Raw genomic sequence first — 24,819 nt, 5'->3', positions numbered from 1 at the left:
TTGTGATTAATATCTGTTGACTGCTACAGCTAATTAACTAGAGGTAATTATGGATACTATCATTATAGTCACTCAGTTTTTCGGTTGGAGCTTAGTAATTAATAGTAGTATTTTACTGTTTACTACCTTAGTGTTAACTTGGTTTCGGCCGCGAATAAAAGCCATACAAGCAAAAATGTTTGCGCTAGAAAAAGCACAGCTTAATTTGGTTTATTTTAAATATTTAGCTTATTACAAAATAGGTATCATTATTTTTAATTTAGCGCCTTATATTAGCTTGAAAATAATTAGCTAGTAATAATTTATTACAGTACGCGGGCATTAAATGGGTAGCTAGAGAATAGGTCATAAATGACAAAAATAGCAGTATTAGTAGACGTGCAAAATGTGTATTACACCACCCGTGATGCTTATGGTAAGCGTTTTGATTATAACGCATTTTGGCGGCTGCTTAATCAAAGTGGTACTGTGGTTCAAGCAACAGCCTATGCTATTGATCGTGGTGATGAAAAACAGCGGCAATTTCAAAATATTCTGCGTGCTATTGGTTTTGAAATAAAACTTAAACCCTTTATTCAGCGTGCTGACGGCTCAGCTAAAGGTGACTGGGATGTAGGTATTACTATTGATGCCTTAGATTATGCTGAGCAAGCCGATGTCGTTGTGCTGGTGTCAGGAGATGGGGATTTTGATTTGCTGGTCCAAAAAATACAACAAAAGGGCAAGGCTGTTCAGGTGTATGGTGTGCCTTCATTAACGGCTTTAGCGCTTATCAATGCAGCTTGTGAATTTATTCCGATCGAACAGGGTTTATTATTAAATTAATCAAAAGTCTCTGCCAATAGCCGGCCAATAATACTGCCCAATTGCAAGTCATGCAGATGGCCAAAATGGTTAAGACGGATCCTACCTTGTTTATCAATTAACACTATACTAGGTGTACCATGCAGTTGCAGTTTGGACATGGTTTTAGGTAGGGCTTCCACTGTCGATGGTTGGTCTACCGCGATAGCAAAGTTTAAGCCATACTCAGCAATAAAGACTTGTAAAGCTTCTTGGGTCATAACGTGATGATGCTCAAATACTGCATGTAAGCCAATAACCTGTAACTGGCTAGTTGAGTGGAACTTTTGTAAGGCAGAGGCTTGGGGTAGGCTATGTGATACACAACCTGGGCATAACATCTGAAAGGCCACTATAACGATAACCTTACCGCGCAAGGCACTAAGGTAAAGTGGTTGTTCGGTATTAAACCAAGCACAAGTTTCCAGTTCTGGTGCTAGGCTAAAACTGTTAAGTGGGGGCATTTTTAGCTCCATACAGAACATTAAAGATATATAAAGAATAGAATACAGGCTAGATTCACGCTATGTTAAAAATATTAGGTATTGATCATGTCGTCTTTAGAACCACTAAGCTTGAGGTTATGCTGCATTTTTATTGCCAGATATTAGGCTGCACTGTGGAGCGAGATAAACGTACTGAAAATGGTTTAGTACAATTACGAGCGGGTTCAGCATTAATAGATATAGTGCAAGTTGATAGTGAATTAGGGCGTTTGGGTGGAAAACCGCCACAACAAGATGGCCGTAATGTTGATCATATATGTTTACAATTAGAGACTATTGAGCAAGATAAGCTCATTCAGTTTTTAGAGCAGCATCAGGTTCACTACTCTGATTTTGCATTACGCTATGGCGCCCTCGGCTTGACAGAATCTATTTATATCGAAGATCCTGAGCAAAATGTAATTGAGCTAAAGCCGGTAATTGCTAAAACTTAGTGCCAAAAATAGCCATGCTCAAGGTATAAGCATGGCTGGTTATTGCATAATTAGTTAGCCGATAAGCTTAAATTGGCAAACTCAATAAAAGCTTCTGGAGAATTAAGCTTAGTTGCTAGTTGGCCGCTTTCAAAAGAGTTGAACATTAATGGCTCAGCAAAAGAAAAACTTAAGGTTAATTTCTCTGGGTTATTAATAAATTTAATTAAGTTTTCTTTAAAAGCAGCAGGAATTTGCTCTGCGCTAGATACACCAATTAAAGCCATACCTTGAAAAGTTTCAAAGTCAGCACCTTGACCACTTTCAGCCGCTATTTTTGCTAAACGCTGTAGGAAATTGTTGTTTGTTATAGCGACGGTACCTTTGTTTAATGCGCCGGTCATTAACTGAGCAAGCATTTGTTGAGGATAGTCTTCACTAGTCGTTAGAGCCTGTTGTTGCTCAGTTGGCATAGCCGTAACATCTTTAGCATACTGCCAAAATTGTTGCATATTCGCTAAAGAAAAATCATAGCTTAAACTAAACTCATCATTAATATGAGTGGCTTGATTAAACTGTAAAGAACCGTCTTTTTGGTAAGCATAGCTATAATCACCGTGTATCTCTAAGCTTTCAACAAAAGATACTATATTTGGTGGTAACATTTGCAGTGCAGCTGGCGCTGCTTTTAAGCCGCTTAAGCTCATACTGCCTTTGTCTGATAATTGCTGTGGCTTTATACCAGTAGCCGTTATGTTAGCCACTGTTGCTACATTGCCTAATTCACCAACGCTAATTGCTAAGTCTTGAACACTATAGCTTGATGTAAGGACATTGGCAGAAACATCCTTGTAGCTTAGAGTGATAAGAGGCATTTCGCCTTTGGCAGCTAACTCAATATAGGTTTGGTTAGTTAACGAGATTTGTTGCTTAATAGCTTCTTCGGCCTTGTTGTTGGCAAAATACAAACCACCTGCGGCAGCTGCTACGACAACCGCTACTATTACTAATTTTTTCATGCTAGTCCTTTACATTATCTATGTTAATAAATCTGTAAAATGTTAACATAGACAGTGAGCTATAAACAGTTAGTATTTTTATATTCTTGAGTTAAATATATGATAATAAGCGGCATAAAATTAGAGTAAGCTAAGATAGAATAAATTAAAACCATTAACTTAAGATTAAAAGGTACGTTATGGAGCAGTATTTTTACTGGTTTGATTTATTTGGTATTGCCGTTTTTGCGGTTACAGGTACTTTAGCTGCTTGGCGCAATCAAATGGATGGCTTTGCCGTTATTGTACTGGCGAGTGTGACGGCAATTGGCGGCGGAACTGTGCGTGATTTATTGCTGGGTGCTCCGGTTATTTGGATTGATGACAATAATTACTTTTATGCTATTTTTATCGCAGCTGTAGGGACCATCTTGCTACTACGCAAGCGATTAACTGTACCGCATAATACGCTACAAGTAGCAGATGCTTTTGGCTTAGCGGTATTTGTTATGACGGGTACACAGAAGTCTTTAGAATACGGTACCTCGGTTATGGTAGCGATTTTACTAGGCACTATGAGCGGTGTCTGTGGTGGAATGATTCGAGATGTTTTGTGTAGAGAAATCCCTATGGTATTTAGAGGTGAGTTATATGCGATTACTTGTATTTTGGCGGGTATGCTTTATACGGGATTATTGGCTTTAGGTGTTGACCAATTACAAGCTATGCTTATTGGTATGTTTAGTTTGTTGTTATTCCGCACGGCTTCTATCAAGTGGCAGCTAACTATACCTGTATTTGGTAAGCATCATAATAATTTAGGCGAGCCTTAAAAAAACACCAGCAAAGCTGGTGTTTTTTATGCGTGGATATTTGTTTAAACAGATTTTTTACGACGAATTTTTAATCCTAAGCCTGCCAAGCCTAATGTAAACAATGCAATTGAAGCCGGAGCTGGAACATCAGTTGGATCCGGATCTATCGCTGGGGGTAAACCTACATTAGCAAAGCCCCAACCATAAGTTGCGGCACCATCGTTATCATAAGTGTAGGAATAGGCTTCAATGCCAACTGAGCCAAAAGCACTTAATAAGCTAGAAGTAGTAAAAGCAGCACCAATATAAGTGTCAAAGCTAACTGATTCGCCAGCTAATAAGTCACCAAAACCTAGAACAAAATATGCGCCTAAATCACCAGGTACATTCACACCATTGCTATTTGCTGCAACACCACCGTAACTACCACGAAATGACATTGGATTTGGGACGGCAAATGGGTTGAATGAAGTGTGTAAAACATTACCGCCAGGACCTGATGTGGTACCACCATAAATAGTGGTGAAGTCATCTGCAAAGTGGCCTGGACCAACGTCCCAATCTAAGGTGCGAGCATAGCGAACATCGGTAACAGCAGAGCCTGAAGTGTTAAAGATTGAAACATTAACACCAAATAAGCTACCACCAGCTGCAGATGAATAAGTATGCACTACAGTTAAGCCGCTACTTAACACTACTGTTGATACAGCGTTAGCAGGACCTGTACTCGTGAAAGTCGACGAAGCAAAACCATAAGTGCCTGTGTCACCATATGTATAGCTACCCACGCCATTTGAAGCTGCACCCCAACCTTCACATAAGCAGCCAGGCATAATGGCATCGCCTGGGCCGCCAGTTAAGTTAATGCCAACACCAGCAAAACCTAAACCACCATTATCTTTGACACCCATAGTGATGGCACCAGTGTCTAATACTAAACCAGCATGAGCTACACCCGTTATACTAAGCAGACCTGCAGCTAAACAGCTTAATAAAGTAGTTTTTTGTATTTTCATAATCGTTCCTTTGATTTAAATAGTCTTATGTCATCAGGAAGTAGCAATAAGAATGCCAAGGAAATTTGTTATTGATAAACAATAGGTTAAATATAGGCAAAATACGCAGTTGTTATTTATTGTAAAACACTTTGACAGTGCCTTGCTTACAGTCCGCAGCCAATAAGGTGTGAGCACAGATTATGCGCTGTATTGATATTAAATTATTGCAACCGTTGTTGGGCAATTAAATTACGAGTCTTTAAATAATGTGCATTTAATAAACTTTTAGGGTAATTTTAGCTAATATCATAAAACTCTTCAGGAAGTCGTTATGTTGAAGCAGTGTATTCGATTTATTTTTATTCTGCTATTTAGTCTTCTTGCTCTCCAAGTTGCAGCCGAGGAATCGGATGTTGACCCAAAATTAGAACAGCAATTAGATCAGTATCTAGAGCTGGCAGCTAAAGATAAAGAAGCCTCTACAGCTATGCTGGAACAACTATATACAGTTGCTGGTGGCACTTCGGCATTGCAAAGCAGAGCAAGACTCTTAGCTTACTTAACAACAAATGCATTTTATGTTGATAACCTTGAGCTTAGCGATAACTTGTTAGAGCAACTTCTTAACATTACAGAGCAGACAAAAAATCCAAATGCGCTAAGTGAGATTTATGCTACTGAGCTTGAATTATTACTTTATAAAGGTAAGTTGAATGAAGCTATTATTAAGACTGATTTAGTTAAAACCTTTTTAGAGCAAGCAACAGATTTACGAGTTAAGTATTATGCCAATAATGTTTTAGCCCGTTTATACAGAGCCGATAGTCAGTATGGAGAGTCGTTACAGCACTTTATTCAAGCTTTAGAAGCAACAGAGGCAACAGACAATGCTTTAAAACTGCGCCGGCGTACTTTCTTAAATTACAATATTGCTCATATTCAAGTAGAGCTTAAAAACTGGTCTCAAGCTAGAGATATCGCAGAGCAATTAATTGCAGATGCCACTAAATATGAATATACCAGCATTTTACCAGAGCTTTATTTGTTAATGGGTTTTATAGCTGGCGCAGAAAAGCAGCCTAAAGAAGCAATTAAATATTTTGAACTAGGAATAGAGGCAACATTAAAAGTAGACTGGGAAGCACTTGCATTAGTTTTTGAAAATAACATAGGTGCAATTTATATAGAGTTAGCACAGTACTCACAAGCTAAGCAGGTGTTACAGGCTGCCTTAGCGCGCGCCCTAACCTTAGAAGATGAAGCTTCACAACAGTTAATAAAATTAAACTTAGGTTATATTCGGGTAATGAATGGCGAGCATACAGCAGGAATTGAGCAAATGCTTGCTAGTCTGGCCTATTTTGAAGAACACACTAAAAAAGCAGATTATGAACCAAAATTAGAGTGGCTTGCTAAGGCCTATGCTGCTGCAGGGTTATATCAACAGCAAGCCGAGACGCTGCTAAAACAAATGCAGTTGCGAGAAGATGTTCGTTCAGCAGACCGAGATGCGCGTTTAAGTGAGTTACATAATAGGTTTGATAATAAATCTAAAGCGCAAAAAATTATTATTTTAGAGCAAGAAAATACTTTAAAAGCACAGCTATTAGAAAATAAACAACTGCAACAAAAGCTAAGCTTTCTTTTCGTTGTATTAATGCTATTTGCGGCAGTCGCTTTATATTTCTTATATCGTAAAGTACGCCAATCTAATAAAAAGCTTTACGAGACTAACTTACAGCTAGCTATTCAATCTCAGCGTGACCCTTTAACTGGACTGTATAATCGTCGAGCCTTACATGAACATATGATAGGCCGGGCTAAACATCGGCGCAGCAATGATAATGATGAAACATTAACCGGCATTCTAATGTTAGATATCGACTTTTTTAAACGGATTAATGACCATTATGGCCATAGTGCCGGTGATGCAGTATTGATAGAAGTCAGTAATCGTTTACTCGATAGCTGTCGAGAGCAAGACATAGTGGTGCGCTGGGGAGGCGAGGAAATATTATTGTTATTAAACGATATTTCATTGGCACAGGTTCCCGTTTTTATAGAACGAATTTTAAATAAATTAGCAGAAACACCAGTGCAGTACGAACAGCACCGTATTAATATCTCAGTGAGCGGTGGCTTTATTCATTTACCCTTCTCTGGAGTTAATGAGCAGCAGCTAGACTGGGAAAAGGTAATGCAAATTGCGGATATGGCTTTATATTTAAGTAAAGCTAATGGTAGAAATCAGGTTTGTGTGGTTAATGGCTTAAAGGTTGAGTTTGAGCAGGCAAAAGCTTTGCTTTATGGTGACTTATCTAGTGCTATTCGCGAAGGGTTGGTTGATGTAACAACAATATCAGGCGCTAAAGGTAATGTTAGTTAATCTTAAATTAGGTATAAAGTTTTATGATGCATATTAAGCTGTTTACTTTGCGATACCTTATTGCTTTTGCATTTTTATTCTGCTTTCTACCTCTAGGCGCTACTGGAGTAGATGTCGAATTAGAGCAAGAGCTAGAACGTTATATTCAGCTTATTGATGATAATAAAGAGGCTGAGGCAGGAGACTTATTGCAGCAGCTAAAGCTATCCTATGGTAATGCTAATAACCCAGCTGTAGCCAGTAAAGCGCGGCTGCTAGGTTATTTAATAACAGATTCTTATTATAAAACTGATATTGATGTAAAAAATGAAGCTGAAACTGACGCATTATTGCAGCAAATGTTGCAGCTTACAGAAGTTACTGATAACCCGAATGTGTTAACTGAAATTTATGCTACTGAGTTAGAGTTGCTGCTATTTCAGAACAAGCTGGATGATGCCATTCTTAAAGCCGATGTATTAGTAGACTTATTACCACATACAACAGACTTACGAATAGCTTATTTTGGCCACAATGTATTAGGCAGGCTGTATCGAGCTGACACTCAGTATGAGCTGGCCTTGCAGCACTTTATAAGTGGCATGGATGTTATTACGCAAACCAATGATAAATTTACTTTACGCCGCCGAGCATTTTTAAATTTTAATATGGCAAGGGTGCATGCTGAATTAAAAAACTGGTCGCAAGCAAAACAGCTAACAGAGCAGTTAGTGCGAGATGCCATTAAATATCAGCACTTAGATATGTTACCCAATTTTTATTTATTGCTGGGTTATATAGCAGGAATAGAACAGCGCTTAGAAGATGCTATTCAATTTGATACTTTAGGTTTAGAAGCTGCGCTAGCCAATGGTAATAAACGTTTAGCTTTAACCTTTGAGAATAATTTAGCTGTTAGTCATATTGATCTTAAACAAATTGAACAAGCAAAAACTATATTAGAGCGAGCTAAGCAGCGTGCAATAAGTATAGGTAATGAATATAGTCGACAGCTATCGCTATTAAATTTAGGCTATATTCGCGTATTAGAAGGTGAGCACGATGCTGGTATTGAGCAAATTAAAGCTAGCATGGATTATTTTAGACAGCATGCGACAAAAGTAGATTTTGAATCATATTATGATTCTTTATCTGATGCTTATGCGGTGGCAGGCAGATACCAAGAACAAGCAGATTTATTACTTGAACGCATGGCTTTGCGTGAGGATATTCGCACTACAGTGCGTGAAGCACGCTTAAATGAATTGCAAAACCGCTATGACACTAAAGCAAAGGCGCAGCAAATTACAATTTTAGAGCATGAAAACACTTTAAAAGCTCAGCTATTAGAAAATCAGCAATTACAACAGAAGTTAACTTTGCTTTTTGTAATATTAATGCTTTTTGCCGCTGTTGCTTTGTACTCTTTATATCGTAAAGTTCGCCAATCTAATAAAAAGCTATCCGAAACTAACCAACAATTAGCAATTCAATCACAACGTGATCCCTTAACGGGGCTATATAATCGTCGTGCTTTACATGAGCATATGGAGGTCCGCAGTAAAAAGCGTCGCGAAAATGATAGTGAAAGTACTTTAACTGGCATCTTAATGTTAGACATTGATTTTTTTAAGCGTATTAATGATCATTATGGCCACAGTGCGGGTGATGCGGTATTAATAGAAGTAAGTAAGCGCTTGTTAGAGAGTTGCCGGGAACAAGACCTAGTTGTGCGCTGGGGCGGCGAAGAAATTTTATTGTTATTAGATAATATCTCTTTAGAAAAAGTCCCTATTTTTATTAAGCGGATCTTAAATAAACTTGCTGAGGCTCCAGTACAATATGAACAACACAGGATTAATGTTAGTGTCAGCGGTGGCTTTATTCACCTGCCTTTTGCTAATATCAGTGAACAAGAGCTGGATTGGGAAAAAGTAATGCAAATTTCTGATATGGCGCTCTATCGTAGTAAAGCCAATGGTCGCAATCAAGTGTGTATGATAAATGGTTTAAATGTAAACTTTGCGACAGCAGAAACGCTCTTATACACTGACCTGACAGGCGCTATTCGAGAAGGGTTGATAGATGTGGCCACAGTGACAGGACCTGGTGGTAATGTTAATTAGGCTTAGTTTTGTTCTATTAAATTTTTAATTATAAAAAGTATTTCAAAACAGCATGGAGAGGCTCAAGTGCATTTACCTCATAAATTAACCTTAATGGTCGCTGCAATAAGCTTGTTGCTTACCGGCTGTGGCGGCTCGGGTAGTTCGATTGACACTGATGATATATCTGGGGGTAATCAGCTTGTTTATACGCCAGGTCAATATTTAGCAGAGTCTAAATTGAAAGATTATTGTGCGATACCACGCAAGGGTATAGACCCCTTTAGCAATAAAGCTTATCCAGATAAGGTAGGCTCAGCTTTGCATGAAAAACTTTGGCTGCGCTCTTGGAGTAACCGCACTTACTTATGGTACCGCGAACTGAGTGATCTTAATCCTGCCGGCTACAATGTTGTCGACTATTTTCATCGATTAAAAACAGATGGCAAAACCGATTCTGGTGCTAGTAAAGATAAGTTCCACTTTGTACAGAATACTGCCGATTATTTGCAGCAAACTCAAAGTGGTGTTGAATCAGGTTACGGAATTAGCTGGCACTTAAATCAAGGCGTACCACCGCGCAAACTGACGGTTGCTTATACCGAGCCTGGTTCGCCAGCTGCTAGTGCGGGTATTAGCCGTGGTGATGAGGTTAGATTTGTTAATGGTGTCGACTTTGTAAATGATAATACTGATGAGGGGCTTGCAAAAATTTTAGCCGGTCTGTATCCGAGTTCAGCAGGTGAATCGCATCAGATTGTTATGCAGAAAGTGGCCGGAAATCAAATGACTTACAATGTGCAATCTGCAGATGTTGCTACTACACCAGTGCAAAATGTCTCGGTAATAAATACCGATATTGGCAAAGTGGGCTATTTGGTGTTTAACAGCCATATCGCTATAGCCCAACCACAACTTATAAGTGCCATAGAAAAATTCGGTACAGAAAACATTTCAGAGCTAGTGATTGATTTACGCTATAACGGTGGTGGCTTGTTAGCTTTAGCATCACAGTTTGGATATATGGTTGCTGGCAATAATATTATCCAAGATCGCTTTTTTGAAAAAGTACAGTTTAATGATAAATATCCAAATACGAACCCAGTAACGGGTGCTCCGCTACAGCCAATGCCTTTTTATGATACTGTTATTGATTACAATCAGGGCCGGTTAACATCACAGGCATTACCTACACTAGGTTTAAATAGAGTCTTTGTCCTTACGAGTGAGTCAACTTGTTCGGCAAGCGAAGCCTTTATGAATGCTTTGCGTGGCGTAGATGTTGAAGTAATTCAAATAGGCGGCCAAACTTGCGGTAAGCCTTATGGCTTTTATCCAGCAGACAACTGTGGCCTTACATATTTTACCGTGCAATTCTCTGGCATAAATGCTAAAGGTTTTGGTGACTACGCTGATGGTTTTATACCAGTAGAATATCCGGTTTATGCAGCAGATGTTAAAGGCTGTGCAGTAGAAGATGATTTTAAACATAATTTGGGTAACACTGCCGAAGCGAGTTTAAATACAGCTTTATATTTTGCAAAACATCATAGCTGTCCTGTCGTTGCTGCATCAGTATCACAACAAGTAGATAAAACAGATTCATTCGCGGCAGTCAAAGAAACTGGTACAGTTGAGTTTAAACTAAAACAACCTAATCTACTTTTAGATAACCGGATTAGTATGCCGATTTTACCACTGGAGTAATGATGAAAAAATTAACTTTAGTGGCTAGCGTTATCTTGGCTTTTGGTTGCCAGAATATGACAACTGCTGCCCAGCCTGCAGTACTTAACATGGTGAATGCTGATGTTAAACTGCAGTTACAGCAAGGCATAATAGCGTTATCGGGCGGGGCACCGGTGAAGTTGTCTGATACTGTACTGACCAACGACAATATATTGATTATTGAACAAGCACTACTACGAGACTCTAGGGGTTTACCTATAATGGGGCGACATCAGTTACCAACTCGTACATATAGCTTATGGCTAGATAATAAACGCTGTTGGCTCCAAGATGAAAGTAGCGAAAAACGGGTAGAGCTAACTAAAGTAAGCTGTATGCCCTTTGCCAAGGACCCTTAACTATATATCTGTCAGATATAGGTTATTAGGATATGTTTTATTAGGGATAATATCGCTGTTTTAGGTAAATTAGCTATGATGGTACGGCACTACTTTGTATATACCCTGCTCTTGCTTTTTAGCTTGTTTCTTAGCACTGCTTTTGCTCAAGCTCAAGAAGGTGATGTTGATCCAAAACTAGAGCAACAGCTTGATAAATATGTAGAGCTATCTCAAAACGATAGAGAGTCGAGTATGGCGTTAATAGCAGAACTCGCTGAAACCTCTAGCCTTAATCCCGCCTTACAAAGTCGCGCCAGATTACTGGGGTATTTATCTACTAATGCTTATTTTGCTAAAGATTTTGAGCTCAGCAATAAACTGTTACAGCAGTTGCTAAAAATTGCTGCAGAAACCGAGAATCAAAATATTCACAGTGAAGTCTATGCTACTGAAATAGAGCTATTAATGTTTCAGCAAAAGTTAAATGATGCAGTCATTAATTCAGAGCAAGCTGAGCTAGCACTTGAGCAAGCGACAGATCCTAGAGTTAGATTTTATGCCCATAATGTTTTAGGCCGGTTATTTCAGACCGATAGTAAATATGAAAAAGCCCTACAACATTATATTGGCGCCTTAGATGCCGTAAGTGAAACAGATAATGCCGCTAAATTACGGCGCAGAGCCTTTCTTAATTATAATATTGCCTTAGTTCATACTGAGCTTAAGAACTGGAGTGAAAGCCGACAGATTACTGAGGAATTGCTTGCAGATGCTATTAAATATCAGTTTAATGATTATTTACCTCAGCTATATTTATTATTAGGTTATATCTCTAACGCAGAAAAAAACTTTACTGAAGCCATAAAGGTCTATGAACAAGGTTTAGAGGTTGTGGTTAATGCTAATATTGAAGGCTTAGTTTTAATATTTGAAAATAATATTGGGGCTGCTTATATAGAGCTTGAGCAATATGCCGCTGCAAAAAAAGTGTTACTTAAAGCTTTGCCGTTAGCAGAAAAATTAGCCGATGAAAATCTACAACATCTCATTAGAATGAACTTAGGTTTTATTAAAGTGATGGACGGTGAACACGCTGAAGGCATTGCGCAAATGCAAACAAATTTAGCGTATTTTGAGCATAATGGCACTAAGTCTCAATATGAATCTTTTTATGAGTGGCTACCTAAAGCTTATGCTGCCGCGGGTATGTATAAGCAGCAGGTAGAGAGCTTATTGCTACTGATGCAATTGCGTGAAGATATTCGTTCTACAGATAGAGAGTCACGCTTAAATGAGCTACAAAATCGCTATGATAATAAATCTAAAGCGCAGACCATTATATTGTTAGAGCAAGAAAATAAACTTAAAGCAGAGTTACTAACAAACAAACAATTGCAGCAAAAACTAATGCTGCTAATTGTATTATTAATACTATTTACAGGTGTGGGCTTGTGGCAGCTGTATCGTAAAGTTAGGCGCTCTAACCTTAAGTTAAATGAAACCAATAAGCAGCTAGCGTTGCAATCGCAACGAGATCCATTAACCGGCTTGTATAATCGTCGAGCCTTGCAACAATATATGGAAAAACGCAGTAAGCAGGGGTTGCGCGAAAAAGATAATAATCTTAGTTTAACGGGGCTACTATTATTAGATATTGATTTTTTTAAGCGAATTAATGACCACTACGGCCACAGCGTAGGTGATGCTGTTTTAATAGAGCTAAGCCAGCGTTTACAGGCGACTTGTCGCACTGAAGATTTAATAGTGCGCTGGGGGGGCGAAGAAATTCTATTGCTCTTAAATGATATCTCAGCAAGTAAAATTGCAGATTTTATTCAGCGTGTTTTACAGGTTATTGCTGAGCAGCCGGTTGAATTTAAAAAGCATAGTATTAATGTAACGGCTAGTGGTGGCTTTATTCATTTACCTTTTTCGGGGGTTAGTGAGGAGTTATTAAACTGGGAAAAAGTATTACAGATTGCTGATATGGCGCTGTATCTTAGCAAGGCTAATGGCCGTAATCAGGTATGTATGATTAATGGTTTAGCCGTTAGCTATGAGCAGGCTGAAAGCTTGCTTTACACAGACTTAGCAAGTGCTATCCGTAAGGGCATGGTAAAGGTGTCTACAGTAACAGGCCCTGGTGGTAATGTAAGTTAGCGCTCAGCTGCGGGTAAACCGTATCCCCTAGGTTGGTAGCCTAAGTGCCATTCACGTAGGCCGCTAACAAAAGGATTGTCGTGGTCCATGGCAATGGCTAATTGTTGGTTAAGTTCACGCTCGTTTGCATCGACCGGATCTTGATTATGCCAAGCCATAAATAATTGCTGTTGCTGCCTTGATAGCGTAAGGGCATATTTATCCGCCATATAAAAATAAATTCGAGCTATGTCACCACGAATAACCGCTGCAGGCTCAATGCTACGCTGTTTAAAGTCTATTTTTACTGGGCAGGCTCCATGCTGAACTGAGGTAGATGGCAGCATAGTAAATTGATAGTTACTGCGATCGCCGTTAACTTCGCCAATAGCGGGTTTTAAGTTATATAAGTCTGCTTCCATGCTTTTAAATACTGCGTCGTTTTTTATGCAGTTTTTTCGACCACCATTTTGCCAACACTGTCTTTGGTGACCAAAATGATGGGCTGGCATGACGTGTTCCCACTCAATTCTATTGGCACGATTTGTATTCTTTCGCACTTGATAACCACAAGCGGCTAAATCAGGTATACCTTTCTTACCTTGCCATTGAATAGGGCAGTTACAATAAAAGCTATTGCTTTGTGGGGCATAAATAGCTTGAGCCATAACTTTTGCTTGGTTAAAACTACTAGGTGCTGCATTTAACTGTAAGCTGGTTAAGATTAAAACGATAACTGTAATAACAGTTAAAATACGATACTTCATTCACTACTACCTAATATATACGACAGTGAAACTACGATTATTATCTGATTTAGCTTACATAATTCAGTTTAATCCGTGCTGAATAAAGCTAATAAATCATCTGCTTTACCTTGCCACGGCTGGCCTTTACTGCCAGCAAACATTTGGTCAGCCAATTGTTGTTTATGCTGCTGTAAAAGTTGTACCTTTTGTTCTACTGTATTGCTAGCAATAAGCTTGTACACAAAAACAGCTTTATCTTGACCTATACGGTGCGCTCTGTCCGTGGCTTGAGCTTCAGCTGCGGGGTTCCACCAAGGATCATAATGGATTACTGTATCGGCTGCGGTTAAGTTTAAACCTGTGCCCCCGGCTTTTAAACTGATTAAAAACACTCGAGTTTCGCCTTGTTGAAAAGCATCAATTTGTTGTTGTCTATGTTTAGTTTGCCCGGTTAGTTTACTGTAACTAATTTTTAATGCTTTTAGTTCGTCTTCAATTAATGTAAGCATGCTAGCAAACTGGCTAAATAATAAAATATTACGACCTTCTTCTAGCATTTCGGGTAGGGTATCGCGCAACCATTGTAATTTGGCATTACTTTTTACCGACCGAGCATGTTCAACTGGCACTAAGCGGGCATCACAGCATGCTTGGCGTAATTTAAGCAGTGCATCTAAATATTGAATTTGGCTAGCGGCAACGCCTTTTTGAATAAACAGCTCTCGTATCTTAGTTTCCATAACTAAACGAATACTTTCATACAAGTTACGTTGGTCGGCTTCCAATTCTAATAATTGAATTATTTCGGTTTTTTCGGGTAATTCGGCAGCAACTTGTGCTTTAGTACGGCGTAAAATAAATGGCGCTATACGTTGTTTTAAAGCATGAGCTCGCTCCATATCGCCATTCTTCTCAATCGGCTTGCGGTATACCTGATTAAAGTGTGTATCATTACCCAATAAACCGGGTAATACAAAGTCAAAAATAGACTTTAGTTCACCTAAATGATTTTCCAGCGGTGTACCTGTTAAGGCGAGTTTAAAATCTGCTTTTAGCGCCCGTACTGCTTTTGCCGCTTGGCTACCAGCATTTTTTATATGCTGAGCTTCATCCAAAATAACGGTAGATAAAGGCTGTTGCAGGTAATGTTTAAGATCGCGCACGACTAAAGGATAAGTGGTGACAATAACATCGTAATCTGCCAGTTGATTAAACAGCGCTTGCCGCTTATTGCCATGCACTTGTAATACCCGTAATTGCGGGGTAAAGCGTGCTGCTTCATTTAACCAATTGCCAAGCACACTAGTAGGGCAAATAATTAAGGCTGGATGCTTTAGCTCACCTTGTTGCTGTTGCAATAAAAGCAAACTAAGCGTCTGTAGCGTTTTGCCAAGGCCCATATCATCAGCCAAAATCCCACCTAAACCATACTGGCGTAAAAACTGCAGCCAGTTTAAGCCTTGGTGCTGATAGTCTCGAAGCGACGCCTGTAGACCTTGGGGGATAGTACAATTATCAATCCCGCTAAAATTATGTAGCAGCTGGCTAAGTTTCTGGGCTCTTTGGGCATTAATAAACTTAAGATCTTTGCCTACTTCCTCAGACAATAAAGCCGCTTTAAATGCCGGCAGCTCAATACTAAAAGCCGGTTTTGACGGATTAAGCAGCTGCAAAATAGTGTCGATAAACGGCTGAATAAGCTCGGGCGCTAAGGCTAATTTACCTTGTGGCAATGACAGCCAAATAGGCTTATTGGCTTCTGGTAAACCATGTTGGCGTAACCATTGGCTAATTAAGGGTAATAATGGCACTTGCTGGCCATTAATATCGACGTGTACCGCTAATGAAAAGCCACCGCTATTGCTATCTTCCACTTGCAGATAAGGAGCTTCTACTAAGATATCTAAATTAAATTCTTCATCACGCTCTATTAGCCAGCCTTGTTGCTCTAATTGCGGTAGTGCATCTAAAAAAGGTTGCCATAGCAAAGGGTTATCTGGCCCTGCGCCGGCATTAAAACAACTATGCTCTTGCCAAGGTGCGGTAGCAATATCAACCTGTTGTAACTCAAGTGCAATTAATTGCTCTAGGGCTGCAGTTTCTATTGCACGGCTGCGCTTAATGAAAACAGTATCTTCGCCATCAAATTGTTCTGTCTGCGGCTGGTTTAAATTAAGCGGTAATAAATAGTTAGCATAATTAAACTGTAAAATAACCACAGGCTCTCTGCGTTTTTTAGCGGCTACTGTTAGCATTTTTAATTGCAGTACTGGTTTGGCTTTAGCAGTAATTTGTTTAACACCAGCCGCTTGAGGTACAGGCAGAGCTTGGTTTTGAAATAGCTGCTGCAGTCTACCAATGCTAGAGGCTAAGGCTTGTTGAGGAATAGCCGGGATTTTTTTTAATAAACGTAGCTGTTGGCTATTTAGCTCGGTATCTAATTCGCCTAAGGTATAACTATTGGTATTTAAATAGCAAGGCGGCTCAGTGTACACCAACTCTAATTTAGTCTCGGCATCATCACCAGACCAAGTTAATTGTTGACCAGATTCGGTGCTATGCCAGCGAAACTGCATCCGTTGTTTGTTGCCCCAGCGCACAGTATGACGGGCTTCACTAAAAAAGCAGCGGCCTGTATCCAGCAATTGCTGTAATAACAAAAAGCCCCATTCACCTTCTAATACAGGTAAGTCGTGTTGGCTTTGAGCGCGAAAATAAGAAAGTAACCGGTAATCTTGCGGATCTATCCAAGGTGGCATGCTTGGGCTAACTAAATCATATTTTCCAATAGCGACACCTTTGGTATAGCCGCCTTTTTTACTAATACGCACTCGTCTAGGGTTAAGCTGTAAGCCTGCCCGGCCATAAGAAAGTAGATACAAAATACTGTCTTTGTCTTCAGTTTTAGGTTGCAAGGTTTGCTCGACCTGGGTAAACCAATTATCTAAAGCGCGTAAGGGCTGTTGCTCTATTTGTAGCTTGTAGTCTTGATAATCGCGTTGCAACTTAAGTAATACGGCAAGCACATGCTTACAGCTAGTTCCAACCGGACAAGTACAGCGGTTTTGTAACTGCCAAAGGCCATTTTTTTCTGACAAGCTAATATATTGGCGATAGGGGGCAAACGCGGCTCCCCAGACTTGCGCCGTAATGTCTGATAAGTTGTCGTTATACTCTAACTTTAAGACTTTACCAGCTTGCAAGTAAGCTTGAGCGCGATGAAATGTTGCCGTATCAAACCATTGTTGCAGTTGTTGTTGACTAAATGGCGAAGCAGATATATCCGTCATAGCACCTAATATTTTACCTCAAAGGCGTTATGCTACCGCAGTTTTGCTAGAAGCCAAAGTTATCAGCCGCTATTTGCGCTTAATTCAGCATTTGTTTACTGTTTGTACAGAAATAACTAGCTGGGCAGGTTATTTTTATTTCAGCTAACTTGTTAAATGTTAATTATGTGCTAAATATTAGTTATTAATGGTTAGTGTGATAATAGGACAGCGGATGTCATTAGCGGTTGTATATAGTCGGGCACGCTATGGTTTAGATGCCCCTTTAGTTACAGTAGAAGTACATATCAGTAATGGTTTACCTGCTTTTCAACTTGTAGGATTGCCAGAAACCTCGGTTAAAGAATCTAGAGACAGAGTGCGCAGCGCTATGGTTAATAGTGGCTTTGCCTTTCCTGATCGGAAAATTACCGTAAACCTAGCGCCGGCAGATTTGCCAAAAGAAGGCGGCCGTTTTGATTTGCCTATAGCACTGGGGATTATTGTTGCCAGTGGCCAGTTAGCCGAAAAAAGCTTATTAGGTTTTGAGTTTTGTGGTGAGCTTGCTTTATCGGGCGAGATAAGACCCATTTTAGGTGAAATACCGGTTGCTATAGCTTGCCGAGAAGCTAAAAGAGCCATAGTGCTACCAATGCTAAATGCCCAACAAGCGCAGCAAGTCACTAATGTTGCCGTGCATGGGGCAGATCACTTATTGCAAGTGCATAGCTTTTTGCTTGCTCAGCAAGCTTTACCTGTCATTCCCGCTTTGCCGATTGCCCCAACTAACCTACAAGCTGATTTAGCCGATGTAAAGGGGCAGGCTCATGCTAAACGAGTATTAGAGATAACAGCTGCTGGTGAGCATAATTTATTAATGTTGGGCCCTGCAGGCACTGGCAAATCTATGTTGGCGCAGCGACTGCCTAGCATTATGCCGCCTTTAACTGAATCTGAGGCCTTAGCAACAGCAGCAATCTATTCCATAGCCGGATTAACCCGCAATTTAACCGATTGGCGGCAGCGGCCATTTCGTAGTCCGCACCATACTAGCTCTGCTGTAGCTTTAGTGGGTGGTGGCTCAGTGCCAAGGCCTGGTGAAATTTCATTAGCCCATCATGGAATTTTATTTTTAGATGAGTTGCCTGAATTCCCGCGAAAAGTGCTAGACGTGCTTCGAGAGCCATTAGAAACCAACAAAGTTCATATTAGCCGCGCCGCTCGGCAGGCCGAGTTTCCGGCTCAGTTTCAATTAGTAGCGGCTTTAAATCCAAGCCCTACAGGTCATCATGAAGATGGTCGTTCTTCACCAGAGCAAGTTATGCGCTATTTAAATCGCTTATCAGGGCCTTTTATCGATCGGATTGAGTTGCAAATTGAAGTGCCTTTGCTACCCAAAGGCATGTTAAGTCAAAATAGCCAAGAAGAAAGCAGTGCCAGCGTGCGTGAAAGAGTATTAGCAGCAAGAGAAATCCAAATACAACGCCAAGGCAAAGCTAATGCGAGATTAAATGGTCGAGAAATTGCTAAGTACTGCCCGTTAAGCCAAGCTGATGCGAGTTTCTTAGAGGATACGATTCATCGTTTTCAGCTGTCTGCTCGTACTTACCATAAGGTAATAAAAGTGGCGCGTACTATAGCCGATTTACAGTTAAAAACAGATATTAACAAAGCTCATATTATGGAAGCGCTCAGCTACCGCGCTTTAGAACGGTTGCTGAGCTATTTAAAAAGTTAAAAAACTAATATCTAGAGCTTAAGCTTTAAGTTGCCAGTTAAGGGTATTGCCAGCAAAGAAAGGCACTATTGGCTTACCATTAGGTAAGGTGATTTCGTTAGGGACTTGCCATTGCTTGCGCTCAAGAGTCACTGTAGTGGTATTACGTGGTAAGCCATAAAAGTCAGCGCCGTAATGACTAGCAAAGCCCTCTAAGTTTTCTAAACAACCTAAGTCATCAAATACTTGGGCATACAACTCAATAGCACTGTGGGCGCTATAGCAACCGGCACAACCGCAAGCTGACTCTTTAGCGTGCTGAGCATGAGGTGCAGAGTCTGTGCCTAAGAAAAACTTAGTGTTGGCAGAAGCTACCGCTGCACGTAAGGCCTCTTGATGGGTACGACGCTTTAATACCGGCAAACAATAGTTATGTGGCCTTACACCACCTACTAATAAGTCATTACGGTTTAACAGTAAATGTTGTGGCGTGATAGTCGCGGCGATATTGGCAGGTGCTTCTGTTACAAAGCTAACCGCATCAGCGGTAGTAATATGCTCAAACACCACTTTTAAGCTTGGTAATTTGGCCACTATATGCTGCAAGTAGCGATCAATGAATATTTTTTCTCGATCAAAAATATCAATATCATGATCAGTCACTTCACCATGCACTAATAATAACATACCTGCTTCGGCCATAGCTTCAAAAACAGGGTAGAGGCTATCTAAAGCACTAACTGCATCGGCAGAGTTAGTGGTTGCGCCTGCTGGATATAGCTTAGCCGCCACAACACCAGCAGCTTTAGCTTGTTGAATATCTAGCTTGCTGGTTTTGTCGGTTAAAAACAAAGTAAGCAACGGCTCAAAATTACTGCCTTTTGGCCTAGCAGCTAAAATACGTTGCCGATAGGCGTTAGCCATAATGGCGTTAATAACCGGTGGCACTAAGTTTGGCATCACAATAGCGCGGGCAAATTGGCGTGCAGTAGCAGGCACGGTTTCGTGCAGCATATCATCATCACGAAAATGTAAATGCCAATCATCTGGGGTAAGAATGGTTAAACTGGTCATAGCAAACTCCTGCAAGCAGTAAGGCAAAATAGCTGCTGTATTCTAGCAACTTCATTGCCATACTGCATTGCTTAAATCAGCTTTAGACTGCGCTGCTTATTTGCTAAACTGGCTCCTTTATTTTTGTTAGCTAAATTGGGATCTTAACTATGGCAGAATTAGACTTTAATCTTGATCACTTAGACTTTGCCGCGGCTGAAGAAAATGTGCTGCAGCAACAAGCAGAATTAGACCGAGCGGCCGCAGCTGAAGCACTAATAGCCGATGATGATGACGACTGTAGTGGTGGTGCTTGTAAAATTTAAGAAGCAACTATTTTAGGGGCAATTTTACGCCATAACTGACTGGCAGCAATAAGCAAGACTCCTGCTAACATTAAAAATGAAAACGGTAATGCAGTGGCATTATAAAAGAACGCTAAAAGTGGGCCAGCTAAGGCACCACTGCCAAAGCGTAAGGTGCCGATAACCGCGGTTGCCGTGCCGCTGTTTTTAGGAAACTCCATAATAATCATAGCATCAGCGTTAGTGGCAATAAGGCTTAAGCTGGCCATTAACGGCGCTATGGTTAATACAGTGTAAACTAGAGAGAACTGCCAAAAGTTAAATAGTGTTAAAGCGCAGGCACTAACAATGGCGGCTATTAAGCCAAACTGCAGCATACGTTGTGGGCCTAGCCGAGTAACAATACGGCTATTAACAAAGTTAGCTAACATTAGCATAGCGACATTAAAACCAAATAATAAACTAAACTGTTGTTCATTAACGTTAAAATATTCAATATAAACAAAAGGTACGGCAGTTAAAAAGCAAAAAAATGAAAATGAAGCAAACATAGAAGTAGCAATATTTGGTCTAGCGTTGACTTTGCTAAAAACCACTTTATAACCGGAAAAAAATTGGGCTGTTTTAGTTTCTTGGTGTGGCGTGCCTTCAGGTAAAAATCGCCAGCTAAGTATGACAATTAAGAGTGCGTAAACAGCTAAGACAATAAAAATCATTTGCCAGTTGCTAACCCATAAAACACCACTGCCAATAGCGGGGGCTATTAACGGTGCTAGCATCATAATCATAGAAACATAGGACATACCTTTGGCGGTGTTTTGCTGGTAAATGTCACGGACTATACCCGGCACTACTACTGTGGCAGCTGCGCCAAATAAAGCCTGCAAGGCTCGCCAAAATAAAAACCACTCAATACTTTGCACTAAGCTTAAAATGACACTAGCTGCAATAAAGCCAGATAAGCCAATTAGGGCCAGTGGCCGCCGACCAAATCTGTCAGCTAAAGGGCCACAAAGCAGCATACTCAAACCATAAGCAGCTAAAAATATACTTAAAGACTGCTGGACCATACCAATAGTAGTATCAAGCTGCTTGGCCATTATTGGCATAGCAGGCAGATACATATCAATCGCTAAGGGGGTAGTGGCGACAATGGCTGCTAATAAAATAATAATCCAATTAGCCGGTTGTTTAGACATGATAGGGGCTCCTAAAGTAGCGTTGAGCATGATACGGGCTTTAAAGCAAAGGCCCAAGGCTAATCGAAATTATTCTACTTTTCGCTGCACAAGGGTAAGGGTGAAACAGGCGCCGCCTAGGGCTGAGTCGCTGATATTAATATGGCCATTGTGCCATTGCATAATACGCTGCACTATTGCTAAACCTAAGCCAAAACCTCCGCCTTGTTTATTTCGGCTGCTTTCTTGGCGATAAAACGGCTCTAAAACTTGTTGGCGTAGTGCTGCTGGAATACCTGGGCCATCATCTTCAACTACCACTTGCCAGCCAGCTGAAATGGGTAACAATGATAGCTTAATGTGCTGTTTAGCATAACGTTTAGCGTTAATAATAATATTTTGTATCGCCCGCTCTAAATAGTGACCATCGCCATAGAACATAGCCTCCTCTGCTAACTGCATACTAATGGTAGCACCGGGTAGTGGGCTTAGCTTCTCTTGTAAATTAGTTAATAGTTCAGTTAAATTGATATGTTGATAATTAAGCGGGGATTGTGCTGTTTCTAACCGAGCATAATCCAATATTTCATCCACTAGTTGTTGCAGCTCACGTACATCTTGTAGCATCATTTTACGCTCATCACTAGGTAGTTGATGAGCCATTTCTAGGGCAAAGTTTAACCTTGCTATGGGGGTGCGTAACTCATGCGAAACGGCTTGGGTCATTTCCCGTTGTAAGTTTAATAAATTAGTTACTTGCTCTGTTAGTTGTTGCACGCTTTGGCTGATAGGAGCTATAACACTATGCTTAGGTAGTGTTAAGTCTATTTTATTATGTTGATCAAAACTGTGTAAGCCTTGTTGCAGTTTGCGAATATCACGGGCAATAGGCCAGAGCCATAAGGCTAACGCTATAGCTAATAACACAAAAAATAATAAATTAAACCAAGCTGTGGCGTGACTTTCTTGGGTTAACGGCAGCGGACCTAAACGCCACAACTGATCTTGTTGCAGGTAATAAAAATAAACGGCATCAGCTTGAAACAGTTTTATTATTTTGCCTTGTTGCAGTTGTTGTTGCTCTGCTGGTAACCAACTTATACTGTCAAACTCTACTGCACTTATTGCTAAGTCAATAAAGTTGGGCCATTGCTGACTGGGCTGGCTTAAGCCGTAAGCCAGTTGTTTTTCATAACTAGCTAACCAAGCCGGCTCTAAGTTTGGCTGCCATTTTTGCCATAATTGCTCAACCGCCCAGCCACTGCCTAATAATACTAAAAAAATAACTAGATAAAAATGCCAAAATAAACGCTGCATAGTTAGCCGTTATTGCCAAGCATCAGCAACAAACAAATAGCCTTTACCCCAAACGGTTTTAATGCGAAACGGCGTTTCAGCATTGTCACCTAATTTGCGTCTTAAATGGGAAACGCGAACATCAACGGTACGGTCTAAACCGTCATATTCTCGGCCAATGATTTGCTGATGTATAGCTTCACGCTTTAATGTTTGTCCGGCATGTTGGGCTAACATCCAGAGTAAATCGAATTCATAACTGGTTAGATCAACTCGCTGCTGATTTAACCAAGCTTCACGGGCACGTTGCTTTAATACTAACTGATCAAATTGTAGCTCTTGTTGTGTTGATTGGGTATGGATATGACCACGACGTAGCAGAGCATTAATACGAGCAACTAGTACTCTGGGCTCTACTGGTTTTATTACATAATCGTCTGCACCCAACTCTAAGCCTAATACTTGGTCAATATCACTTTGTTTAGCGGTTAAAATTAATACTGGCCCTTTATACCAAGGTCTAATTTGTCGGCAAACGGCAAAGCCATCTAAACCTGGCAGCATTAAGTCTAATATAATAGCGTCGGGTTGAAACTGCCGGCAGTGCTCTGCAACTGCATCGCCTCTAGGCTGGCATTGGACTTCAAAACCATGGTGGGTTAAAAAGCTTTGTACTAGTGATGCCAGACGATTATCGTCCTCTACTAACAAGATTTTTGTCATTAGAAAATACTCCAGGGGCCGTTTAATCGTCGGGGTTTAATCGGCTTACGACTAAGCACTTGCAGCTCGGTTTGTAAAATGATTAAGGCCGTATTAGTTTGCAGTGATAAAGTTGTGTTTTGCCAAGGTATTTTTTCTTGCCAACTGCCGGTTTTACTTGGTTGCCAGCAGTGTAAAGTTTGCTCTGAAGTAGCTACACATAGAGATTGTGTTGTTGCACTGTGCCATTGTACTTTTAGGGTAGTTAAACAAGCTTGATCAAGGCGCTCAGCAACACAAGTGTTAGGGCTAACCCGCCAACAAATATCTGCTTTGCATTGTTCTGCATCAGTACTTGCACTAGCAAGTGCTATAACTAACCAAAATCCATGCATTATAAAAACCGATAATTAACACCAAAAAACCATGTTGTAATATGATCAGAGCGTGTTAGAGGGCTATTAGTCATGGCTTTATCCAGATATAAATAACGTAAAAAGCCCACTAAGGTTGCGCGCTCTGTTATCGGTTGCCGCCATTGTAAGCTAATTTCTGGTTGCCAGCTTGCTTTAGCTTGGTAATGTTGAATATTAAAAGGTTCATATTGGTTTATACCATAATAGGTATCCATAAGTTTGGCACCTTTCCAAAATAAACGCCCGTTTAGCTGCCACCAGCCCGTAGAATGCTGCCAGCTTTTACCAAGACTAATACTAACATGATGGCCATTATAACTATTACTAATATCATGCCAAATAATAGTTTGACCATGCCAGCTTTTTTTAAACCAATCTAGCTGTATACCTAGATCAACAGCGGTGGGCCTTTTATTTACTTGACTAATATTTGCTGCAGCAGCAGCCGATTTTTCAACAACGGAAGCTTGAGGCGTTAAGGGAGAAGTAAAAGGAAAAGCGGTAAAGTTGCTGCTAAACCATTTTTGGAAGTAGCCTTTTTCAGGGTTTAATTGACTAACTAAGCTAAGTTGCCAGTTCGGGGTTAATGGTTTAGTTAAGCCTAATTTACCGTTATCAAAAAACCAATATTCTGCATAATAGTAAAAGTCGGGTAACACAACTAAAGGTAACTCTGCTCCGCCATATAATGGATTAGAACGCTGACCATAACCTAAGCTTAGGCTAAACATAAAATCTGGGTTTGTTATACAACCTTCGTCATTACAGTCAGCTACTTCGTCTGCACTTAAGCTTAACGAACAGAACCAGAGTAAAATAACGAGATAACGCACGGCACACCTTAATTAAAGCAATAGCTCAAGTTAGTCTAGCAACTTTAAAA

22 protein-coding genes are annotated in these 24,819 nt (G+C 40.2%); 11 read left to right on the top strand and 11 right to left on the bottom strand.

The window, feature by feature from the left end:
* The first annotated feature begins 49 nt into the window (after nucleotides 1-49).
* Nucleotides 50-295, top strand: coding sequence for a DUF6868 family protein (locus RDV63_RS15160; protein WP_313910358.1), 246 nt, complete (start codon nucleotides 50-52; stop codon nucleotides 293-295).
* Nucleotides 296-351: 56 nt separating this feature from the next.
* A complete protein-coding gene (locus tag RDV63_RS15155; RefSeq protein WP_313910357.1) occupies nucleotides 352-825 on the top strand; it encodes an NYN domain-containing protein in 474 nt (157 codons plus the stop codon).
* On the opposite strand, the gene RDV63_RS15150 is transcribed toward RDV63_RS15155, so the two are convergent.
* Nucleotides 822-1,307 carry a redoxin family protein gene (locus RDV63_RS15150; protein WP_313910356.1) on the bottom strand — a complete coding sequence of 162 codons (486 nt, stop codon included), beginning with the start codon at nucleotides 1,305-1,307 and terminating at the stop codon, nucleotides 822-824. The two genes, RDV63_RS15155 and RDV63_RS15150, sit on opposite strands and share 4 nt — an antisense overlap.
* Before the next feature lie 62 nt (nucleotides 1,308-1,369).
* Between RDV63_RS15150 and RDV63_RS15145 the strand changes: the two genes are divergently transcribed.
* Nucleotides 1,370-1,783, top strand: a complete 414-nt coding sequence (locus RDV63_RS15145; protein ID WP_313910355.1) for a VOC family protein — start codon at nucleotides 1,370-1,372, stop codon at nucleotides 1,781-1,783.
* 50 nt (nucleotides 1,784-1,833) lie between these two features.
* Here the strand turns inward: RDV63_RS15145 and RDV63_RS15140 are convergent, their stop codons facing one another.
* Complete coding sequence (locus tag RDV63_RS15140) at nucleotides 1,834-2,781, bottom strand: hypothetical protein (protein WP_313910354.1); 948 nt, start codon at nucleotides 2,779-2,781, stop codon at nucleotides 1,834-1,836.
* 179 nt (nucleotides 2,782-2,960) lie between these two features.
* Here RDV63_RS15140 and RDV63_RS15135 point away from each other — a divergent pair, with 179 nt between their 5' ends.
* Nucleotides 2,961-3,593 (top strand): trimeric intracellular cation channel family protein, encoded by a 633-nt coding sequence (locus tag RDV63_RS15135; protein WP_313910353.1) that lies wholly within the window; start codon nucleotides 2,961-2,963, stop codon nucleotides 3,591-3,593.
* 44 nt (nucleotides 3,594-3,637) lie between these two features.
* Here RDV63_RS15135 and RDV63_RS15130 read toward each other — a convergent pair whose 3' ends face one another.
* The gene (locus tag RDV63_RS15130) at nucleotides 3,638-4,591 is read right to left on the bottom strand and encodes a PEP-CTERM sorting domain-containing protein (protein ID WP_313910352.1); all 954 of its coding nucleotides are present in this window, start codon (nucleotides 4,589-4,591) and stop codon (nucleotides 3,638-3,640) included.
* Nucleotides 4,592-4,904: 313 nt separating this feature from the next.
* Between RDV63_RS15130 and RDV63_RS15125 the strand changes: the two genes are divergently transcribed.
* The 5 genes from RDV63_RS15125 (at nucleotide 4,905) to RDV63_RS15105 (ending at nucleotide 13,272) form a co-directional block, all read left to right on the top strand.
* The gene (locus RDV63_RS15125) at nucleotides 4,905-6,959 is read left to right on the top strand and encodes a GGDEF domain-containing protein (RefSeq protein ID WP_313910350.1); all 2,055 of its coding nucleotides are present in this window, start codon (nucleotides 4,905-4,907) and stop codon (nucleotides 6,957-6,959) included.
* 23 nt (nucleotides 6,960-6,982) lie between these two features.
* The gene (locus RDV63_RS15120; RefSeq protein WP_313910349.1) at nucleotides 6,983-9,064 is read left to right on the top strand and encodes a diguanylate cyclase; all 2,082 of its coding nucleotides are present in this window, start codon (nucleotides 6,983-6,985) and stop codon (nucleotides 9,062-9,064) included.
* Between the two features lie 66 nt (nucleotides 9,065-9,130).
* Nucleotides 9,131-10,750 carry a S41 family peptidase gene (locus RDV63_RS15115; RefSeq protein WP_313910348.1) on the top strand — a complete coding sequence of 540 codons (1,620 nt, stop codon included), beginning with the start codon at nucleotides 9,131-9,133 and terminating at the stop codon, nucleotides 10,748-10,750.
* A 2-nt stretch (nucleotides 10,751-10,752) separates the two neighbouring features.
* Complete coding sequence (locus RDV63_RS15110; RefSeq protein WP_313910347.1) at nucleotides 10,753-11,130, top strand: hypothetical protein; 378 nt, start codon at nucleotides 10,753-10,755, stop codon at nucleotides 11,128-11,130.
* Nucleotides 11,131-11,205: 75 nt separating this feature from the next.
* Complete coding sequence (locus RDV63_RS15105; RefSeq protein ID WP_313910346.1) at nucleotides 11,206-13,272, top strand: diguanylate cyclase; 2,067 nt, start codon at nucleotides 11,206-11,208, stop codon at nucleotides 13,270-13,272.
* On the opposite strand, the gene RDV63_RS15100 is transcribed toward RDV63_RS15105, so the two are convergent.
* Together RDV63_RS15100 and RDV63_RS15095 are read right to left on the bottom strand one after the other, a co-directional pair.
* Nucleotides 13,269-14,018, bottom strand: coding sequence for an endonuclease (locus RDV63_RS15100; protein ID WP_313910345.1), 750 nt, complete (start codon nucleotides 14,016-14,018; stop codon nucleotides 13,269-13,271). The two genes, RDV63_RS15105 and RDV63_RS15100, sit on opposite strands and share 4 nt — an antisense overlap.
* A 68-nt stretch (nucleotides 14,019-14,086) precedes the next feature.
* Nucleotides 14,087-17,290, bottom strand: coding sequence for an SNF2-related protein (locus tag RDV63_RS15095; protein WP_313910344.1), 3,204 nt, complete (start codon nucleotides 17,288-17,290; stop codon nucleotides 14,087-14,089).
* A 214-nt stretch (nucleotides 17,291-17,504) separates the two neighbouring features.
* Between RDV63_RS15095 and RDV63_RS15090 the strand changes: the two genes are divergently transcribed.
* On the top strand, nucleotides 17,505-19,007 hold the full coding sequence (locus tag RDV63_RS15090; protein ID WP_313910343.1) for a YifB family Mg chelatase-like AAA ATPase: 1,503 nt from the start codon (nucleotides 17,505-17,507) through the stop codon (nucleotides 19,005-19,007).
* Nucleotides 19,008-19,025: 18 nt separating this feature from the next.
* Here RDV63_RS15090 and pyrC read toward each other — a convergent pair whose 3' ends face one another.
* A complete protein-coding gene (pyrC, locus tag RDV63_RS15085) occupies nucleotides 19,026-20,060 on the bottom strand; it encodes a dihydroorotase (RefSeq protein ID WP_313910341.1) in 1,035 nt (344 codons plus the stop codon).
* A gap of 149 nt (nucleotides 20,061-20,209) precedes the next feature.
* Between pyrC and RDV63_RS15080 the strand changes: the two genes are divergently transcribed.
* Nucleotides 20,210-20,365 (top strand): hypothetical protein, encoded by a 156-nt coding sequence (locus tag RDV63_RS15080; RefSeq protein WP_313910340.1) that lies wholly within the window; start codon nucleotides 20,210-20,212, stop codon nucleotides 20,363-20,365.
* Here RDV63_RS15080 and RDV63_RS15075 read toward each other — a convergent pair.
* The 5 genes from RDV63_RS15075 to RDV63_RS15055 all read right to left on the bottom strand — a co-directional run bounded on the left by RDV63_RS15075 (nucleotide 20,362) and on the right by RDV63_RS15055 (nucleotide 24,769).
* Entirely contained in the window at nucleotides 20,362-21,543 is a 1,182-nt protein-coding gene (locus RDV63_RS15075; protein WP_313910339.1) for a multidrug effflux MFS transporter, read from the bottom strand. The two genes, RDV63_RS15080 and RDV63_RS15075, sit on opposite strands and share 4 nt — an antisense overlap.
* A 69-nt stretch (nucleotides 21,544-21,612) precedes the next feature.
* Nucleotides 21,613-22,839 (bottom strand): ATP-binding protein, encoded by a 1,227-nt coding sequence (locus tag RDV63_RS15070; protein WP_313910337.1) that lies wholly within the window; start codon nucleotides 22,837-22,839, stop codon nucleotides 21,613-21,615.
* A gap of 9 nt (nucleotides 22,840-22,848) precedes the next feature.
* Nucleotides 22,849-23,541, bottom strand: a complete 693-nt coding sequence (locus RDV63_RS15065) for a response regulator transcription factor (RefSeq protein ID WP_313910336.1) — start codon at nucleotides 23,539-23,541, stop codon at nucleotides 22,849-22,851.
* On the bottom strand, nucleotides 23,541-23,915 hold the full coding sequence (locus RDV63_RS15060; RefSeq protein WP_313910335.1) for a DUF3019 domain-containing protein: 375 nt from the start codon (nucleotides 23,913-23,915) through the stop codon (nucleotides 23,541-23,543). Before RDV63_RS15060 ends, RDV63_RS15065 begins: the two co-directional genes overlap by 1 nt.
* On the bottom strand, nucleotides 23,915-24,769 hold the full coding sequence (locus tag RDV63_RS15055; protein ID WP_313910334.1) for a MipA/OmpV family protein: 855 nt from the start codon (nucleotides 24,767-24,769) through the stop codon (nucleotides 23,915-23,917). Before RDV63_RS15055 ends, RDV63_RS15060 begins: the two co-directional genes overlap by 1 nt.
* Nucleotides 24,770-24,819 lie beyond the last annotated feature (50 nt).

This window comes from Rheinheimera sp. MMS21-TC3 (genome assembly GCF_032229285.1).
Lineage (GTDB): Bacteria > Pseudomonadota > Gammaproteobacteria > Enterobacterales > Alteromonadaceae > Alishewanella.
This window is presented reverse-complemented; position numbering and strand designations above follow the sequence as displayed.

Bases quoted from the DNA above. Each gene is read 5' to 3' on its own strand.
- RDV63_RS15090 (WP_313910343.1), top strand. From the start codon at position 17,505: ATGTCATTAGCGGTTGTATATAGTCGGGCACGCTATGGTTTAGATGCC.
- RDV63_RS15120 (WP_313910349.1), top strand. From the start codon at position 6,983: ATGATGCATATTAAGCTGTTTACTTTGCGATACCTTATTGCTTTTGCA.
- RDV63_RS15060 (WP_313910335.1), bottom strand. From the start codon at position 23,915: ATGCATGGATTTTGGTTAGTTATAGCACTTGCTAGTGCAAGTACTGAT.
- RDV63_RS15100 (WP_313910345.1), bottom strand. From the start codon at position 14,018: ATGAAGTATCGTATTTTAACTGTTATTACAGTTATCGTTTTAATCTTA.
- RDV63_RS15065 (WP_313910336.1), bottom strand. From the start codon at position 23,541: ATGACAAAAATCTTGTTAGTAGAGGACGATAATCGTCTGGCATCACTA.
- RDV63_RS15070 (WP_313910337.1), bottom strand. From the start codon at position 22,839: ATGCAGCGTTTATTTTGGCATTTTTATCTAGTTATTTTTTTAGTATTA.
- RDV63_RS15150 (WP_313910356.1), bottom strand. From the start codon at position 1,307: ATGCCCCCACTTAACAGTTTTAGCCTAGCACCAGAACTGGAAACTTGT.
- RDV63_RS15095 (WP_313910344.1), bottom strand. From the start codon at position 17,290: ATGACGGATATATCTGCTTCGCCATTTAGTCAACAACAACTGCAACAA.
- RDV63_RS15110 (WP_313910347.1), top strand. From the start codon at position 10,753: ATGAAAAAATTAACTTTAGTGGCTAGCGTTATCTTGGCTTTTGGTTGC.
- RDV63_RS15075 (WP_313910339.1), bottom strand. From the start codon at position 21,543: ATGTCTAAACAACCGGCTAATTGGATTATTATTTTATTAGCAGCCATT.
- RDV63_RS15080 (WP_313910340.1), top strand. From the start codon at position 20,210: ATGGCAGAATTAGACTTTAATCTTGATCACTTAGACTTTGCCGCGGCT.
- RDV63_RS15145 (WP_313910355.1), top strand. From the start codon at position 1,370: ATGTTAAAAATATTAGGTATTGATCATGTCGTCTTTAGAACCACTAAG.
- RDV63_RS15160 (WP_313910358.1), top strand. From the start codon at position 50: ATGGATACTATCATTATAGTCACTCAGTTTTTCGGTTGGAGCTTAGTA.
- RDV63_RS15140 (WP_313910354.1), bottom strand. From the start codon at position 2,781: ATGAAAAAATTAGTAATAGTAGCGGTTGTCGTAGCAGCTGCCGCAGGT.
- RDV63_RS15125 (WP_313910350.1), top strand. From the start codon at position 4,905: ATGTTGAAGCAGTGTATTCGATTTATTTTTATTCTGCTATTTAGTCTT.
- RDV63_RS15135 (WP_313910353.1), top strand. From the start codon at position 2,961: ATGGAGCAGTATTTTTACTGGTTTGATTTATTTGGTATTGCCGTTTTT.
- pyrC (WP_313910341.1), bottom strand. From the start codon at position 20,060: ATGACCAGTTTAACCATTCTTACCCCAGATGATTGGCATTTACATTTT.
- RDV63_RS15130 (WP_313910352.1), bottom strand. From the start codon at position 4,591: ATGAAAATACAAAAAACTACTTTATTAAGCTGTTTAGCTGCAGGTCTG.
- RDV63_RS15155 (WP_313910357.1), top strand. From the start codon at position 352: ATGACAAAAATAGCAGTATTAGTAGACGTGCAAAATGTGTATTACACC.
- RDV63_RS15105 (WP_313910346.1), top strand. From the start codon at position 11,206: ATGATGGTACGGCACTACTTTGTATATACCCTGCTCTTGCTTTTTAGC.